Source organism: Bosea sp. RAC05 (genome assembly GCF_001713455.1).
Taxonomy (GTDB): Bacteria; Pseudomonadota; Alphaproteobacteria; order Rhizobiales; family Beijerinckiaceae; genus Allobosea.
This window is the reverse complement of the sequence record NZ_CP016463.1, coordinates 576,547-590,937: the sequence shown is the minus strand read 5'-3', so window position 1 is coordinate 590,937 and position 14,391 is coordinate 576,547. Positions and strand designations below refer to the sequence as shown.

The window sequence follows — 14,391 nt, the reverse complement described above, 5'->3', positions numbered from 1 at the left end:
AGCGACAACGGGCGATTTCAGTATCCTTGCCACCAGAAAGGAATGCGCCAAAAATCAAGGACGATTCCCGTCGGGTTGTTCTGATGACCGTTGCAGTGCCCACACCCCACGTCGCACAGAGCCTCCACAAGGCCATCGCGGCGCTTGCTGCCTTCAAGTCCGGCTTGCAGCCGCCACAGAGCAGCTGGCCGGCCCGGCTCGCTGCAGCCGTCGTTGCCTTGGACCGTCTCGAAGCGTCGCCGGTTCCACACCTCGCCTCAGGTCTGGGGCTCGACATGCCATTCCATGTCCTGTCCAAGCGAGCTGGTTCGATCATCAAAATGATCGATGAACTGACTGGTGTCACTCACTCGCAGCTGCTGACGCTACCGCTCGCAGACGTCGTTTCGATGCGCGACCGCTGTGATCAGGCATCAACACTCATGCAGTCGTTCCGCGCGACCCAGGAGCAGGCTTTCCGGCAAGGCTTTGAACTGGAGGTCGTCGCGCAGTCCTATGCTGAGTTGACGCCCCAGGAAGATGAGGCCGACTTCCCATCCGTGCTGGCTCGCGTCGAAGCAGGCTGCATACAGGGTTTTGCCCTGCACGGCGCGGCCTGCGCGTTGCTGGCCGAGCTCGGCATCGGCCCGCATCCGGCGGACACGCTTTCGTCGATGAAAGCGCTCGCAGATTGCCTGATCGATACGATCGATCTGAAAGATGTCCAACCCGGACTCGTCGAGAACCTCGACGAAACCGAAAGCCTTGCTCGCTCCGTCGCCCGGATCCTGACGGCCGGGGATGAGCTCGACGCCGATTTCGGCCTGAATTGGCGCAATCAGAGCAGCAAACGGTTGAACGCTGCCGCGGCCATCCTTCGCGGCGCCGACCCATCGCGTCTGGCCAGCGTGAAGACGTTCTGTCGCGGCGTCTGCCCGAGCGAGGACCCAGACACCCTGGAGCGCATGGGCAGGATCGTCGATGCCTGGGCGCGGATGAAAGCCAGCCAGAGGGGCAAGGCGCATTATGGTAGTGCTTGGGAGGTCCCCGATGACGTCCTGGCTCTGTCTGAAGCGGCCGCCGGCTGGGCTCGTGCGGCTCGACGTCATGACCCTGCCCTCGTCGCTCGGCTGATGACTGTATCCGCAACGAAGCGGGAGCAATGTCAGGCCATGGCAGCCGATGTCATCGGCTGCCAGTACGGGGCGGGATCTGCAGTCTCATTGGCAGCTTTGCCCGACCATCTCGACGCATGTCTGGCGGTTGCCCGAGATGCGGCCAAGGCTCTGAAGCATGTCCCGATTTCGCTGGCCCGTGAGTGCGCTGAAGCCCTTGGACACCGCGGAACATCGCGACTGCTTCTGAAAGGGTGCCCCCTCGGCACCGATGTCGATCCTGCCGTCCTTGCAACCGAATGCAGGCTCGTCGTCGCGGCGCATGATGCAATCGGCGCCGACCTGGTCTCGTCCGCCGAGGCACGCGCAGACGCAGCTGTCTTCAGCAAGCTCGTCCTGACGGCGGCCGATGAGATCGCCCCACTCCCTGATGCCTTTCTGCCTGGCGAGCTCGCGACTGCGCGCGAGATCAGGCGGACGCTGTCGACACGCATGGCGGCCCATCATGCCGCGCGCGATCCGGAAAAGCTTCGCGGGCTGGTTTCCGAACTCGGCGGCGGGGCATTGCTGCAGCGCCTGGAAGCCGAACTTGAGCCTGCTGCTTGGGGTGAGGAAGCAGGCAAAATTCTCAACCTCGCAGCCTAGAGCCGGAGTGCCAGGGGCAACCAAATGGAAACGGCCCGGAACCTGTCCGAGCCGCGACCTGATCTTGCCTTGAGGTGGGTGTTCAGCCCATCGCCATCATGGGCTCAGGCATGGCCTCCGGCTCCGCGTAGCGCTCGGCGGCCTTGTCGGCGACGCGCTGCTTGCTGCCGGGCTGGTAGGCGATCTGGTTGTGATAGGGGCAGTATGAACCCTCGCCGCGGTAGGTCGTGTTGCAGAAGCGGAATGTCTTCTCGCAGGGGTCGCCGACCGGCCACTTGCAGGCCTTGCCTTCGAGGCTGGCTTCGAAGAGGGAATTGACAGCCTCGGCGCCGAACCAGGAGGTCTCGGGCATCATCGGGGGCGGGAGCGGCGCGGCCACCTGACGGACCGTCGCGGGCCGGGGAGCAGGCCGGCTGAAGAGAGCATCCAGGGCAGGCGTCTCGCGGGTTCGAGGCTGCTTTGCTGCTTTGGGCTTGGCTTCCTTGGGAAGGCGGTCCGCCTTGGTGGAGCGCGGTGCGACGCTGTCCCTGGCGCCGCCTTTGTAGGCCAGTCCGAGACGGTTGACCTTGCCGATGATCGAGTTCTTGGTCAGTTCCGTGCCGAACATCTCGTTCAGCTTCGTGGCGATGGCCGAGGTGGACAACCTTTCCACCACCCACATCTCGCGCATGATGTTTTCGCGCTCTTCGGTCCAGCTCATCGGTGCCACTCCCGGTCGGTGCATGAGCGGCCTCATGTGAAGCCGCAAGGATCAGATAATCTGTCCTACAAGCGACCCCAGAAAGTGTCGAGAATCCTTTCAGGCACCGAACGATTGATCCGTGGATAAGCGAAGCGGTCCTTTGTTCAGGCCATGGAATCGTCCATCCTGTCGGCTTGCGAGTCCTCACTCGCGAGGAGATCTCGATGCCGACGCCCGCCTTCATCACCTTCACCGGCGCAGACGACAATACGCCTCATGACGATCTGGCTGCCTTCGCTGCTCGCCATCCAAGGACCGAGTTCGGGATCCTGTTTTCACGCAGTCGCGCTGGTCAGCCGCGGTATCCGTCGCGCGAATGGGTTGGCCTCCTGCCGAAAAACCTGATGCTCGCGGCTCATGTCTGTGGCCGGTGGGCGAATGAGCTGGCCGTCGATGGCTCGCAGCCTGACGTCGAATCCCAGCTGTCGGGCTTCGGCCGGGTTCAGATCAATGTCCCCAAACTCCCAAGCGATCTTGGCCCGCTGATCCAGTTTGGAGCGCGGCACAGTGTCGAGATCATCCTCCAGTGCCGGGATCCCGAGATCTTCCCGACAGAGGATCGTGTCTCATGGCTCTATGACGCATCCGGCGGCCGCGGCGTCATGGCCCAAAGCTGGCCGACGCACCCAGGCGATCGCCTGGTGGGCTATGCCGGCGGGCTTGGTCCGGCAACCGTTCACGAGGCTCTCGACGCGATACAGACGGCATCTCCGTTTTGGATCGACATGGAGAGCAAGGTTCGCGACCAGGATGACCTGTTCGATCTCGACCTGTGCTCGGCCGTCGCCGCGCATTCGGGGCTGTGATGAGCACCCGTCCGATCGCCATCGACCTGTTTTCAGGTGCGGGCGGGCTTTCGCTCGGCTTCGAGCAGGCCGGCTTCGACGTGCGCGCGAGCGTCGACGTCGATCCGATCCACTGTGCCGTCCATGAATTCAACTTCCCCGGTTGCGTCTCGATCGCAGGCGATGCCGGCGCGCTCACCGGGGCTGATATCCGCGCGCGCGCCGGGCTGGGCTCGGCTGCGATCGCGTGTGTCTTCGGCGGCCCCCCCTGTCAGGGGTTCTCGACGATGGGCAGACGCTCGATGGAGGATCCGCGCAACGGCCTCGTCATGCATTTTCACCGGCTTGTCCACGAGCTCGATCCCGATACCTTCGCGTTCGAAAACGTGAAGGGGCTGACGGCTGGCTCGCAGAGGGTGTTCCTGGATGCCTTTCTCGATGCCTTCACCGCGTCGGGCCGATATGACATCGTCAGCCCCTGGCAGGTTTTGAATGCTGCCGACTTCGGTGTCCCTCAGGCTCGCAAGCGCCTGATCATCATCGGCGTGCGTCGTGGCAGCACCATGCCTGCCTGGCCTGTGTCCGCCGGCCGGGTGACCGTTGCCGATGCCCTCGACGACATCCCCGATGCCGATACCATCCCGGCTCTGATCGAACGTGACTGGGCTGAGGTCGAACACGGCCAGCCATCCCCATACGCAGCAGTGCTGAGGGGGATTATCGGCGACCCAGGCGACTTCTCAGTTCCGCGCTCGTGGGCGCCGGAGTTGCTGACCTCCAGCCTGAGGACAGAACATTCCGAGCTCTCGAAGGGGCGCTTTGCGATGACACCGCATGGGACCTTCGAGCCGGTCAGCAGGTTCTACAAGCTCAACCCGAAAGGGGTGAGCAATACGATCCGGGCGGGCACCGGGCGCGACCGTGGTGCCTACACCTCGGCTCGCCCGATCCACCCCCATCACCCGCGTTGCATCACCGTGCGCGAGGCTGCGCGGCTGCATTCCTATCCTGACTGGTTCCGCTTTCACGCGACGAAATGGCATGGCTTCAGGCAGGTCGGAAACTCGGTTCCTCCCCTGCTGGGCCGCGCGATCGCGGGCTCGATTGCAAAGGCCATCGGATACTCACCCGTGAAGCCAAGTCACATCCACCAGCTGGGTGATCCGCGGCTCTTGCTGCTCAACGGCACACAGGCCGAAGCGCATTTCGCTTCGCGGCGGTGAGCGATGGCGCCTAAGGCGCCATCGACGTCGACGACTCAGGCTCAGGCTCTGCGTGCGCTGTGCCGCCGTAGGCAAGCCGATCATAGAGATCACGCAGCACGGCCTCATCGTCGTATCGGACGACATGACAGGGGAACACGGTGTTGCGAAACAGGAACTGATCTTCGCGATCAAGCTCTGACCAGACGCGGCCGCGCACAGCGAAGCCGTCCTCGACGAATTCCGTCAGCGCTGTCCAGCGCTGCTGGCCGTCGAGGAGCCAAAGCGATGCCGGGCCACCCAATCTGGAACCGTGATTCACGACGTAGCCGCCAAACGGCAGCCCGATGAAGACGCTCTCGATAAGAGCCACCTTCTGACTTTCGCGCCAAACCGCTTCGCGCTGGAAGGGAGGGAGGATGAACGCCCCGAGCTGGCGCTCTCCCTGAACAGGCTTCCTGACGCAGTTGGCAGGATCGAGACCAGCGGAAATCGGCGTCGACAACGCCTCGCCGAAGAACGTCCGCAGCTCTCGCATCGTCGCCGTCATCATCGATCCTTCATCGACTACATGCCTGGGGCAGGGGCAACCGGCGCGATTTCCCGGCGCGGGGCGAGCGGTCTCGGTCGGCGGAAGGGCTCGACATTCCTGACCAGCGCAGGCTCTCGCCCCGTGGGCCAGGGCGCAAGCTTTTCCTTGCCGGCATTGGAGCCGATGCCGCGCATCACGGCGACGAGGGAGATCTCCATCCGCCCGACACGTGTGATGCCGGCGCGATCGATGCGAAGGATCTCGCCCTCCGACGGCGTCGCGACGGCCTCGACACCCTTCATCGATGCGGCCAGGTCGGCATGGGCGCCGACAAGGGCCCGCGTGCCGTGAACGGGGAGGGCGAAGCGGGGCTGGAGCATGCGGTACATGTCCGCGAGATCCCCGCGCCGGCCGTGGCCAGATGCATGGACGGGAAGCCCTGATTCCGCATCGATCACCACCACGCCATGTGAACGCAGCACATCGAACATGGCACCGATGGTGGCCTCGTTGCCTGGAATCGCGCGGGCCGAGTGAATCACCATGTCACCCTCCTCGAGGCGCATGGCGCCATGAGGGGTGCGACGACCCATTTCGAGATCATCCGCCATCCGACGCAGTGCCGAGCGTTCTTCGGCCTGTGTGCCAGTGCACACCATCGCCAGCCGGTCAGGAGCGATGTCTCGTGGCAGGCGCCGACCGTCGAGGAAGGGTGTCAGCGTAGGGTTGATTACGCCGGTCGCCTTTGCATTCTCGATGTTGCGCGCAATCGACAGGCCCGACGACGCCAGAAGACGCCCCGACCGCTTGGCCGCGAGCCGGATCCCCTCGATGCGCGCCAGGTTGGAAGCGAATGTCGAGACGACGACGCGCCCCTTGTGCTGCTGCATGATCGAGGTCAGCCCGGCCATGACCTCGCCTTCCGTACGGGCCTTCCCTTCGAGGTGGGCATTGGTCGAGTCGCCCATGAAAGCCAGGACGCCATGGTCGCCGATGCGCTGGAGCGAGGTGTAATCCGTGCGGCCGCCGAGAACGGGATCTTCGTCGAGCTTGAAGTCGCTGGCGTGGACGATGCGGCCAGGCCGGGCGGCAATCGACAGAGCCATGGTCTCGGGCGCCGAATGGGTGACCCGAATGGGCGTGATCTCGAAGGGCCCGATGCGGGAGGTGCGCTTGGGGAACATGGTCCGCAGCGGATGCGAACGCCCGATCTCACGCAGCTTGTTCTTGACGATGCCCAGTGTGTAGGGCGTGCCGTAGATTGGAACGGTAGCCAGCTTGGGCCAGGCGGCCGAAAAGGCCAGCAGAGGCGCGATGGCCCCGATATGGTCCTCATGCGCGTGGGTCAGCACGATGGCATCGAGGCGGCGCAGGATGTCCTGGAAGCTGCGCGGATCCGGGATGATCTGGTCAACCTCGGCTTCATGGGCTTCAGCGAAATCGGCCGCCTGATCATCATCGGCGCCGGGAAAGGTCGCCCCCATGTCGACGAGTACCCAACGACCGTTGGTCCCGTAGGCCGTGAAGTTCATTCCGACCCGATCGGTTCCGCCGAGTGGAACGACCAGGATTGAATCGGCGTCAGGAACGGGGATGGGGGCTGCGTTGTGAACGGGCAGCTTCAGAGTGGGCTTGTGCACTAGGCAAGGACTTTCGTTGTCGGTTGTGGCCCTAGAGGGCTCCAGTCCTTTGATCGTATGCGATTCACACGAAACCAAAAAGGATTGCCTGCCGAAGCATGAAGCTATCCTTTATGTGGTCGGTCCAGAGCCTTGTCGCTTGCGAACCGTCAGGCGACTTTGGCTATCCAAGGAGATCGCCATGAACCACGCCTATGACCGCGCGAAGACGTCCGTCCCCGTTCTGCTGAAACGCGATCGTGTCGCCGAGGCGATCGAGATGCTCGCGCGAGCCGCGGCTTCCATGGCCTCGCCCGGCATCCTGGGCGAGCTTCCTGAGAACCCGATGCCAAGCGAGATCTATGACGCACTGTCCAACAAGGATCGCCCTGGCGCCTATCGTGGCAGCCTTCTGGGCTGGGCAGCCGCTTTGGCGGGGAAGGATCCGGTCCAGTTCGCCGATGCCCATGGTGTGGCGTTCGATCAGATCTTCCGCAGCCAGGTTCTGGGGGATATCGAGCATGTCCTGGAAGGACGCGAGCCTCGCGCCGATGGCAGCGCCGAGTCGATCGAGGACTTTTTCCTCAAGAGCGACGAGATGGCAGCATTCGTGAACGAGCATTCGACCGGCCCGGCGCCCTGGAGCACCGCGCTCGACCCGTCGGGAAGCCTGATCGTCTCTGATGCCGATCGATCGGTTTTCTATCGCCTCGCAGCCGACGGCGCCGGCTTCGAAGTCAGTCTCTTCACAGACGCGATGTCCGTCATCGAGGGCAACACGGACGAGGGCACGCCTGTCGGTAACTACCAGGGCATCTCGGAAGCTTTCGAGGCAATCCTCGTCCACGCCGAGCTTTCGTCGTCGGTCGCACCCACGGCCTGAACCATGCGGTCAGTCGAGCTCATCGTTCATGCCCACTATCCGCTGACGTGCCAGAAGCGTCGGGCTCGCCAGACGAAGACGCTTCTGGTCAGGGACGCGTTTCCCATCGAGGTGCCCGTTTTGTCTCTCGATGAAGCGCCCGAGGTCATCCGCGTGCGCGAACGGTTGAACATGCGCGAGATTTCGCGCCGCCTGGGGCCCGCCGGTATGCTCGGGCAGGGGCCCTCACCCCGGGGCGGCCGCCCAGCCACACTCGCGACAGCTCAGCGGCTTCTCGACCAGCACCATGCCGAGAGCGTGTTTGGCACCGGGTTCGGTGCCGAGCTTTTGCCGGAGGAGTTTCGGACTGGGATCACGAAGGTCACGGAGATCCCGATCGACGTCGACCTCGTGACCTTTGATGGGCGCGAGGCCTTCAGCGATCGCCTGCGTGATGACCTTCAGGACTGCGTCTTCGTGGACGACATGCTGCATCGGGCCAACCCGATCCCGTTCATCCAATACGCCTATCGCAACAACACGATCTCGCTCGACCTCAAGGCAGATGTGCGGACGGGGCTCCCTCATGACGTCCTGCTGCGGGGCTTCGCCTTCTCGTGCCTTGAGCAGGAGAAGGCGCAGTTCTTCGGCAATTTCATCGCCGCGAAACGCCCGGGCAACAACCGGTTCGTGCGGGAAGACTGCGTCGACATCCTGTCGGTCGATACCGATGCGCTGAAGCGCTACCCCTTCCCGACCCACTATCACAACGCTGCCGCAGCCATTCGCCATGTCTTCCAGAGCAGCAACAGCTGCTTCGACCTCATGAGCGCGGAAACTCTACGCAGCCTGGCCGACCTGAAGGACTTGCACGATCAGCTCGATCCGCAGCGACCGGACGTTTCGCTGAGGGCAAATGACCTCATGCAGCAGCTCCATGACGATGGCTTTGGTATCCCCAAGAAGAACTCGTCGAGCCGCGCCAGCCTGCTACGGCACTCAGAAATTGCCCTGAAGGCACTCGAAATCTCGGACATTCCCGCCCTGATCGTCGAGGCCGCCCCGGTGCATGACGAGGACCTCGACACCCTGAGCCCGATCTGACCATGGCCAATCCGGGACCAGGTTCCAGCGTCGACGCATCCGTTCAGAACCAGCGAGCCAGCGTATGACGATCCGTGTCTCGATCCCGTTTCTCTACCCAGCCTTCGTGATGAAGCATCGGGCACGCGCGACGCGGCAGGTCCTGCTGCGCGACAGCTTCGATTTCGACGTGCCGGAGATCTCAAGCGCTGAGGCTCCGCTGGCTCTCAGCTCGACGTACTACTGGTACGGACAACAGCTCACGCTGGAGCGACGCGTCTATCAGGACATGCTGATCGGGCCATCCTCACTGGACGGCGGTCGAACGGTGCTGCCGGCGTCGCGTTTGGCGCGGACCATCGCCGAATACGATGATCTGAACGATCTGGAGCGCAGCATGCGCTCGCTCAACGGTGTCCTCGTCAATGCTTCCCTGATCGAGCCCACTCATCTGGGGCCCGAGAAGATTGTCGGCGCCTTCGGTGAACTGCCCATCGACATGGAGGTCGTCCGCAGCGGGCACGAGCAGGCCCTGCAGCGGATGAAGGATGCTTGTGCTGCGCTGGTCTCGATCGACGGCAAGCTGCACCGCGGAGCTTTAATGCCCGCGACCAAGATCCAGATCGACAGCAACTGGATCAAGGTCGACACGGTACCGGAATACGATCCCGAAGGCCTCGTCGAAGACAAGCTGCCGGGCTTCATCTTCGGCCTCGATGATACCGAGCGGGCGCGGGCCTTCATCCTCGAGGCCAGCCGGATCTTCAAGATGACGAAAGAGCCACAGGGCTGGCTCGGCGATCCCATCTTCCATGATCCTGACAAGGCGTCGCCGGTCGATGAGCTTGGCCGCAATGCCACGACCGCATCGCTGCTCGCCCTGAGAGCGCTGAGCCATCATCTGGGACGGCTGAACCGAGACGGGGGACCAGCCATCGCCGAACTGATGACGGCTCGTGACGCGGCCCGCGCTGGCGACCCCACAGCTCCCGCGATCATTACGGCGGCCCTGGAGAGGTTCATTGCAAACGGCTGCTATGTGCCGGACGGACACACCACGATCCGCAACAACATCATGAGCAGCTTCGAAGTCGCAAAGCTCGCGATCGCGTCCTCGCGCGGGCACCAGCTCGATGTGCCCGCACCAGATGACGATCGCGCCCTGGCAACGCTTGGAGCTGGACTGTGACCGCCATCCGCTTTGCGTACACATCCGATCTCACCTACGTCGCGCGTGGAGCGCGGTCGGTCAGCCAGCATGCCATTGCTGGCCAGATCGAGATCGATATACCCGATTACGCTTCCGGGGACGCGCCGGTCGCCCTGACCCTCACGGCCAATGGCTCGCCCTTGCCGTCGGCCAAGCGGCGCTTGGTCGAAGGCAGGCTGTTCAGGGCCTTCAACGGTCCCCTGGTCGGCGACGGCAGCCTAGCCGGTTTCGCCCAGACCATGGACGACCCCGCCAATGTCCGTGCCCTGGCCAACCTGGACCAGCCACGCTTCACCGTCACGCTGCCATACCGCCCGTTTGTCCGCCGGATCGATGCCGACACGAGCTTGGTAGTGGAGGAGAAAATCAAGGCGGCCGCGGAGAAGTTCTGCTTCATCGACGGCCAACTCCATCGCAGGTCCGCACCACCCGTCATCCAGGTCTCAATGACGCAGCAGACCGGGATCCGGTACGTGCTCGCGAACACCAACGACGGCCTCGCCGCACGCAAGATGCTGAGCTTCTCGGCGGAACGGCTCGATGTCATGCGCGAGTTTCGCGAGCAGGTCATCAGATCGATCATCAAGAACCCGACCGGGCCCTTCCAGCCGGATGGGTTTGCTTGCGAGCTCCAACTGCAGCCGGATTGGGCGCCATTCCCCGAGACGTTCGCCAACACCAGGTGCCTGTTCGCGCAGATCCTCTCCCTGTCGCCGGCGCACTTCAGTGACCCGGACCTGCGGCGTCTGAGGACTGAACCCGATCCCTATCAGGCGTCGTTTTGGGCCCAGGACGTCCTCGACTACGCCCGCGGCAAGGGCGTCTCCATCCTGTCCCATCCGCTCGCGGACCTGACGAATGCGGCCGTCGCCGCCATCGAATGGTCAGGCGACTTTTTGAGCCCCTCACGCGACCCCGACCTCGCCAATCTGAGCCTTTGACTATGGATCACATCGAACTCGACGTCGCATTCGCCTACCCGGTCACCTACCAGAAAAGCCGGGCGCGGACTCCCCGCAAGATCCTCGTCGGCGATCGGACGAAGGTGAAGATCCCCAACCTGTCGGCTGAGGATGCACCTGTCGCTCTTCGCCTCATCGAGACTGACAACAACGGCGCTTGGAGACACGTGTTGGAGCGTCGGGTTGCCAATGGCCAATCCCTCTCGCGAGCTACTGCCTTCGTCGATTGTGTCGACTTGGATCGCTGCAGAGAGATGATCCAAACGCATACTGGCACACACGAACTGTTCCAGGGACAGTGGCGGATGGAAACGCAAGGCCATCATCTGGAGCCGTGGCGCGATCCCGAGGCCACACACTTCCACGCCACCCTTCCCCTCGATGCAGACATTGTCCTGAGCGAGCGCCGGGACGAAATGGCGAAGTTCGTCGAACGCGTCGTAGAGAAGTCCTTCGTCATCGACGGTGAACTCTGGTGGCCTGCACCCGAACCGATGATTGAGGTCACTCTGTCACGCGAGGGGCCCACACACCCGATTTCCATTCGCCTTGATCGCGCCAAATCGGCCTACGCCAGCGAGCACGGCTTCATGTTTGCACCGGAGCATTTCGACGTCGCCAAGGATTTCGCTCGTCAATGGGCTCATTTGCAGAAGCCCGAATTCAGCAGGCTCGTGGAGGGTCTCGATGGCCGCAGACGCATCCACTGGCATTTGCGGAATATCGAGGTCGATGTTCGTGATACTGGGCTCCTAGGGTCGATCCGCGAAGCGGCGCTCAACGCAAGCGCCGGCGCGTCGATGTGCATGCGCAGCCTCACTGAGATGATGTTCTCGCTGCCTGCGGAACAGGTCGGGCTGATCCACCAGTTGGCGGTGGTGCGTGACGAAGCTCGGTCAGGCGATACGGATGTCGCCCAATCTTTCATGGCTGTGCTGGACATGATCGAGACTTCGGTCTGTGGAGAGGAGTGGCACTATGCGCGGCAGGCGCTGACGCGAGCCATCGCAGTCAGCCGGGACGCTGTCTCCCGGTCATGCGACATGGCCCTCGATCCCCCGGCGTGCGACAAGGACGACGATCTGTCCGGACTGGCCCCCTAGGCGATCGCGCGTAGGATCCGGTCCTGGACAACCTCGGCCGGCGCGTTGCCATCGACGCGCCTGACTATCCCTCTGGGCTCGAAGACTGCCAAAGCCGGCAGGGTCGTCTCCCGCCAGATCTGAAGCCGACGGCCAACCACGTCGGCATTGTCGTCAGCACGAGGCTCCATCCCCAGCGACCTTGCGTGCTCGGCCCTTGCCTCGATGCGAGCCAGGATCGCGCGCTCGTCGACGTCGATCTGAATGACGTAGTCGGCCGGCAGGCCCATCTCGTCGAGGAGATCGATGCAAAGATGGGCCTGCGCGACATTGCGCGGGTAGCCATCGAGCAGGAACCCGCTTTCGCCGTCCGACACGAGCGTCTCGCGCACGATTTTCGTGCCAAGCGCGTCGTCAACGAAGCCGCCTGCGTTGATGAGAGCGGACACCTCGCGGCCGAGATCGGTATCGGTCGCACCGAGTTTGCGAAGCATGTCTCCGGTGGACAGATGCCGAAGACCGAACCTCGCTGCCAGCATCTTCGCCTGGGTGCCTTTGCCGGCGCCAGGAGCGCCCATCAAGATCAGTCTTGAGGTCATCTGGCCATGGCCCTTTCGAGCTTTCCGTGGATGCCGCTATCGAAGGATTGAACATTCAATCCGATTCGCTTCTTCATCCAGTTCACCAGAGAAGCGATTTCGAGCATAGGGGTGCCAGGGCGTGGTTCGTTCCGGACAATCAGGATCGGTCGAGCCGAGACGCCCAGTGATGCGCTGGCTGGGCGGCAAATGGATGCTCGCACCAAAGATCATCGCCCAGTTTCCGGCGCATCGCGTCTATGTCGAACCTTTTGCAGGGGCAGCCAGCGTTCTGCTGCGCAAGCCACGCTCCTACGCCGAGATCCTCAACGACATCGACCATGACGTCGTCAATCTCTTCAAGGTCCTTCGCGACGATGACAGCGCGGCACGCCTGGTCAGGCTGGTCCAGCTCACCCCTTTCGCCAGGGAAGAGTTCAAGGCAGCCTATGAGCCCTGCGAAGATCCCGTCGAAAGAGCTCGGCGCCTGATCGTTCGATCTTTCCTCGGCTTTGGCTCCGACAGCGCCAATGCTCTCGCCAGCACCAGCTTCCGCGCGTCGTCCAACCGCAATGGCACGACGGCCTCGCACGACTGGGCAAATTATCCGGAAGCCCTGTCGGCCGTTGTCACGAGGCTGTCAGGGGTTCTGGTGGAAAACCGTCCGGCCATCGAGGTCATGCTGCAGCAGGACAGCCCGGACACGCTTCATTATCTCGATCCGCCCTACATGCCCGAGACGCGCTCGACCAAATCCCGCAAGAAGGGCGTGGGCTATGTGAGCTATCGCCACGAGATGGTCGCAGCAGACCATGAGGCTCTCCTCGATGCGATCAGAGAGCTGTCTGGCATGGTCGTGCTGTCGGGGTACCCCAACGCGCTCTATGACGCGAAACTCGCCGGATGGGAGCGTCTGGAGATGCACGCGGTCGCCGATGGTGGCCTCAAGCGCACCGAGGTCCTCTGGATATCACCGAATGCGACGGCGCGCCGGCTCGCCGGCGCGAGCGCCCCATCACTGTTCGATGCAGCCTGATCAGCGCGGTGCCATCGCACTGGCGGTATCGTCGGCTTCCACAGTGCGTTCCGCCTTCATAGCCGCGTCATAGATGGCGCCGCAGGCGCGCAGCGAAGGTTCCAGCTCGCTGACGAGGAGGGCCATCGCGTGTCCGGGCAGGGCATCCGCGGCGCGGCCGCGCGAGAGGTCAGACAGAAGCTGCATCACGCCGCTGAGGTCGCCCTGGCTGATGCCCTGGCCGTCGAGCCCGCGCGCCAGCACACCGACGACCTGGTCGATCTTGGCGGCATTGGCTTCGCTGAGCGGCTGCCCGCCCATCTGCAGTCGCATCCGGGTCTGACCGTAAGCAGCCATCAGGTTCTCCCCCGGTGAGAGCACGCCGGGAGCCATGCGAGCGAGAGCCAGGAGCTGCTCGTCGAAGACCGACTGCGCACGGGGCGCGACGCCGTCGCTGATGCGGCCGGGGCGCCTGGCCGACAGGAAGGACGAAACATCCGAGGCCGGAATCGCGACCCTGCCGGCGCCGATGGTGAGCGCGGTGAAGGTCAGATCGCCCCCGTCTCTCGTCAGCACGACAGGAACGGTCTCGACGGTGCGATTGCCCTCGAAGTCGACGACGGGCCAGCGCGCCTGCATCACGAGACCGTCGGTTGTTGCCCGACCATGAACCAGATCGAGGAAACGCTCGGCGATCAGAGGCTCGCAGGGTCCAGACAGCGTCTGGACAACGCCCTCTCCGGTCCGCCTCCAGACCCGATCACGACCGTCGACCGGACCATAGCCATACTCGGCGCCGTCGACGCCCATTGCCGACCGGTAAGAGCCGTGAGCGCCGTCGGCGTTGGTGAAGGCGAGGCTGGTCGCAGCCCGCGTCGATGCAGCAGCGCGAAGGATGGTTGGCAGCATGAAAGAACTCCCTGTTCATTTCATGCTCGGGTGGGACCTCGAAAGTCACAACAGGTTGGGCTGCGAGCCCC

14 protein-coding genes are annotated in these 14,391 nt (G+C 63.5%); 9 read left to right on the top strand and 5 right to left on the bottom strand.

The window, feature by feature from the left end; translation table 11 throughout:
• The first annotated feature begins 83 nt into the window (after positions 1 to 83).
• Positions 84 to 1,739: a hypothetical protein gene (locus BSY19_RS03015; RefSeq protein WP_069052815.1), complete on the top strand. Its 1,656-nt coding sequence runs from the start codon at positions 84 to 86 to the stop codon at positions 1,737 to 1,739.
• A gap of 82 nt (positions 1,740 to 1,821) precedes the next feature.
• Here the strand turns inward: BSY19_RS03015 and BSY19_RS03010 are convergent, their stop codons facing one another.
• The gene (locus BSY19_RS03010; protein WP_069052814.1) at positions 1,822 to 2,439 is read right to left on the bottom strand and encodes a GcrA family cell cycle regulator; all 618 of its coding nucleotides are present in this window, start codon (positions 2,437 to 2,439) and stop codon (positions 1,822 to 1,824) included.
• Positions 2,440 to 2,645: 206 nt separating this feature from the next.
• Here BSY19_RS03010 and BSY19_RS27820 point away from each other — a divergent pair, with 206 nt between their 5' ends.
• On the top strand, positions 2,646 to 3,287 hold the full coding sequence (locus BSY19_RS27820) for a hypothetical protein (protein ID WP_069052813.1): 642 nt from the start codon (positions 2,646 to 2,648) through the stop codon (positions 3,285 to 3,287).
• Positions 3,287 to 4,489: a DNA cytosine methyltransferase gene (locus BSY19_RS03000; protein ID WP_069052934.1), complete on the top strand. Its 1,203-nt coding sequence runs from the start codon at positions 3,287 to 3,289 to the stop codon at positions 4,487 to 4,489. Before BSY19_RS27820 ends, BSY19_RS03000 begins: the two co-directional genes overlap by 1 nt.
• A 10-nt stretch (positions 4,490 to 4,499) precedes the next feature.
• On the opposite strand, the gene BSY19_RS02995 is transcribed toward BSY19_RS03000, so the two are convergent.
• Both BSY19_RS02995 and BSY19_RS02990 read right to left on the bottom strand, forming a co-directional pair.
• Positions 4,500 to 5,021 carry a DUF262 domain-containing protein gene (locus BSY19_RS02995; protein WP_069052812.1) on the bottom strand — a complete coding sequence of 174 codons (522 nt, stop codon included), beginning with the start codon at positions 5,019 to 5,021 and terminating at the stop codon, positions 4,500 to 4,502.
• 14 nt (positions 5,022 to 5,035) lie between these two features.
• Entirely contained in the window at positions 5,036 to 6,532 is a 1,497-nt protein-coding gene (locus BSY19_RS02990) for a ribonuclease J (protein ID WP_069052811.1), read from the bottom strand.
• A gap of 124 nt (positions 6,533 to 6,656) precedes the next feature.
• On the opposite strand from BSY19_RS02990, the gene BSY19_RS02985 reads away from it, so the two are divergent.
• The 5 genes from BSY19_RS02985 to BSY19_RS02965 all read left to right on the top strand — a co-directional run bounded on the left by BSY19_RS02985 (position 6,657) and on the right by BSY19_RS02965 (position 11,839).
• Positions 6,657 to 7,502 carry a hypothetical protein gene (locus tag BSY19_RS02985; protein WP_150129452.1) on the top strand — a complete coding sequence of 282 codons (846 nt, stop codon included), beginning with the start codon at positions 6,657 to 6,659 and terminating at the stop codon, positions 7,500 to 7,502.
• Between the two features lie 171 nt (positions 7,503 to 7,673).
• Positions 7,674 to 8,585 (top strand): hypothetical protein, encoded by a 912-nt coding sequence (locus BSY19_RS02980; RefSeq protein ID WP_210184374.1) that lies wholly within the window; start codon positions 7,674 to 7,676, stop codon positions 8,583 to 8,585.
• Positions 8,586 to 8,649: 64 nt separating this feature from the next.
• On the top strand, positions 8,650 to 9,753 hold the full coding sequence (locus tag BSY19_RS02975; protein WP_069052808.1) for a hypothetical protein: 1,104 nt from the start codon (positions 8,650 to 8,652) through the stop codon (positions 9,751 to 9,753).
• Positions 9,750 to 10,715, top strand: a complete 966-nt coding sequence (locus tag BSY19_RS02970) for a hypothetical protein (protein WP_069052807.1) — start codon at positions 9,750 to 9,752, stop codon at positions 10,713 to 10,715. Before BSY19_RS02975 ends, BSY19_RS02970 begins: the two co-directional genes overlap by 4 nt.
• A 2-nt stretch (positions 10,716 to 10,717) precedes the next feature.
• Positions 10,718 to 11,839, top strand: a complete 1,122-nt coding sequence (locus BSY19_RS02965) for a hypothetical protein (protein WP_069052806.1) — start codon at positions 10,718 to 10,720, stop codon at positions 11,837 to 11,839.
• Here BSY19_RS02965 and BSY19_RS02960 read toward each other — a convergent pair.
• Positions 11,836 to 12,417 (bottom strand): adenylate kinase family protein, encoded by a 582-nt coding sequence (locus tag BSY19_RS02960; RefSeq protein WP_069052805.1) that lies wholly within the window; start codon positions 12,415 to 12,417, stop codon positions 11,836 to 11,838. The two genes, BSY19_RS02965 and BSY19_RS02960, sit on opposite strands and share 4 nt — an antisense overlap.
• Before the next feature lie 169 nt (positions 12,418 to 12,586).
• On the opposite strand from BSY19_RS02960, the gene BSY19_RS02955 reads away from it, so the two are divergent.
• The gene (locus tag BSY19_RS02955; RefSeq protein ID WP_069052804.1) at positions 12,587 to 13,432 is read left to right on the top strand and encodes a DNA adenine methylase; all 846 of its coding nucleotides are present in this window, start codon (positions 12,587 to 12,589) and stop codon (positions 13,430 to 13,432) included.
• Here BSY19_RS02955 and BSY19_RS02950 read toward each other — a convergent pair whose 3' ends face one another.
• Complete coding sequence (locus BSY19_RS02950) at positions 13,433 to 14,320, bottom strand: hypothetical protein (protein ID WP_150129451.1); 888 nt, start codon at positions 14,318 to 14,320, stop codon at positions 13,433 to 13,435.
• Positions 14,321 to 14,391: the final 71 nt, after the last annotated feature.

What these genes read in the sequence shown, in the direction of transcription:
- BSY19_RS03015 (WP_069052815.1), top strand. Translation starts at nt 84, where the DNA reads ATGACCGTTGCAGTGCCCACACCCCACGTCGCACAGAGCCTCCACAAG.
- BSY19_RS03010 (WP_069052814.1), bottom strand. Translation starts at nt 2,439, where the DNA reads ATGAGCTGGACCGAAGAGCGCGAAAACATCATGCGCGAGATGTGGGTG.
- BSY19_RS27820 (WP_069052813.1), top strand. Translation starts at nt 2,646, where the DNA reads ATGCCGACGCCCGCCTTCATCACCTTCACCGGCGCAGACGACAATACG.
- BSY19_RS03000 (WP_069052934.1), top strand. Translation starts at nt 3,287, where the DNA reads ATGAGCACCCGTCCGATCGCCATCGACCTGTTTTCAGGTGCGGGCGGG.
- BSY19_RS02995 (WP_069052812.1), bottom strand. Translation starts at nt 5,021, where the DNA reads ATGATGACGGCGACGATGCGAGAGCTGCGGACGTTCTTCGGCGAGGCG.
- BSY19_RS02990 (WP_069052811.1), bottom strand. Translation starts at nt 6,532, where the DNA reads ATGAACTTCACGGCCTACGGGACCAACGGTCGTTGGGTACTCGTCGAC.
- BSY19_RS02980 (WP_210184374.1), top strand. Translation starts at nt 7,674, where the DNA reads ATGCGCGAGATTTCGCGCCGCCTGGGGCCCGCCGGTATGCTCGGGCAG.
- BSY19_RS02975 (WP_069052808.1), top strand. Translation starts at nt 8,650, where the DNA reads ATGACGATCCGTGTCTCGATCCCGTTTCTCTACCCAGCCTTCGTGATG.
- BSY19_RS02965 (WP_069052806.1), top strand. Translation starts at nt 10,718, where the DNA reads ATGGATCACATCGAACTCGACGTCGCATTCGCCTACCCGGTCACCTAC.
- BSY19_RS02960 (WP_069052805.1), bottom strand. Translation starts at nt 12,417, where the DNA reads ATGACCTCAAGACTGATCTTGATGGGCGCTCCTGGCGCCGGCAAAGGC.
- BSY19_RS02955 (WP_069052804.1), top strand. Translation starts at nt 12,587, where the DNA reads ATGCGCTGGCTGGGCGGCAAATGGATGCTCGCACCAAAGATCATCGCC.
- BSY19_RS02950 (WP_150129451.1), bottom strand. Translation starts at nt 14,320, where the DNA reads ATGCTGCCAACCATCCTTCGCGCTGCTGCATCGACGCGGGCTGCGACC.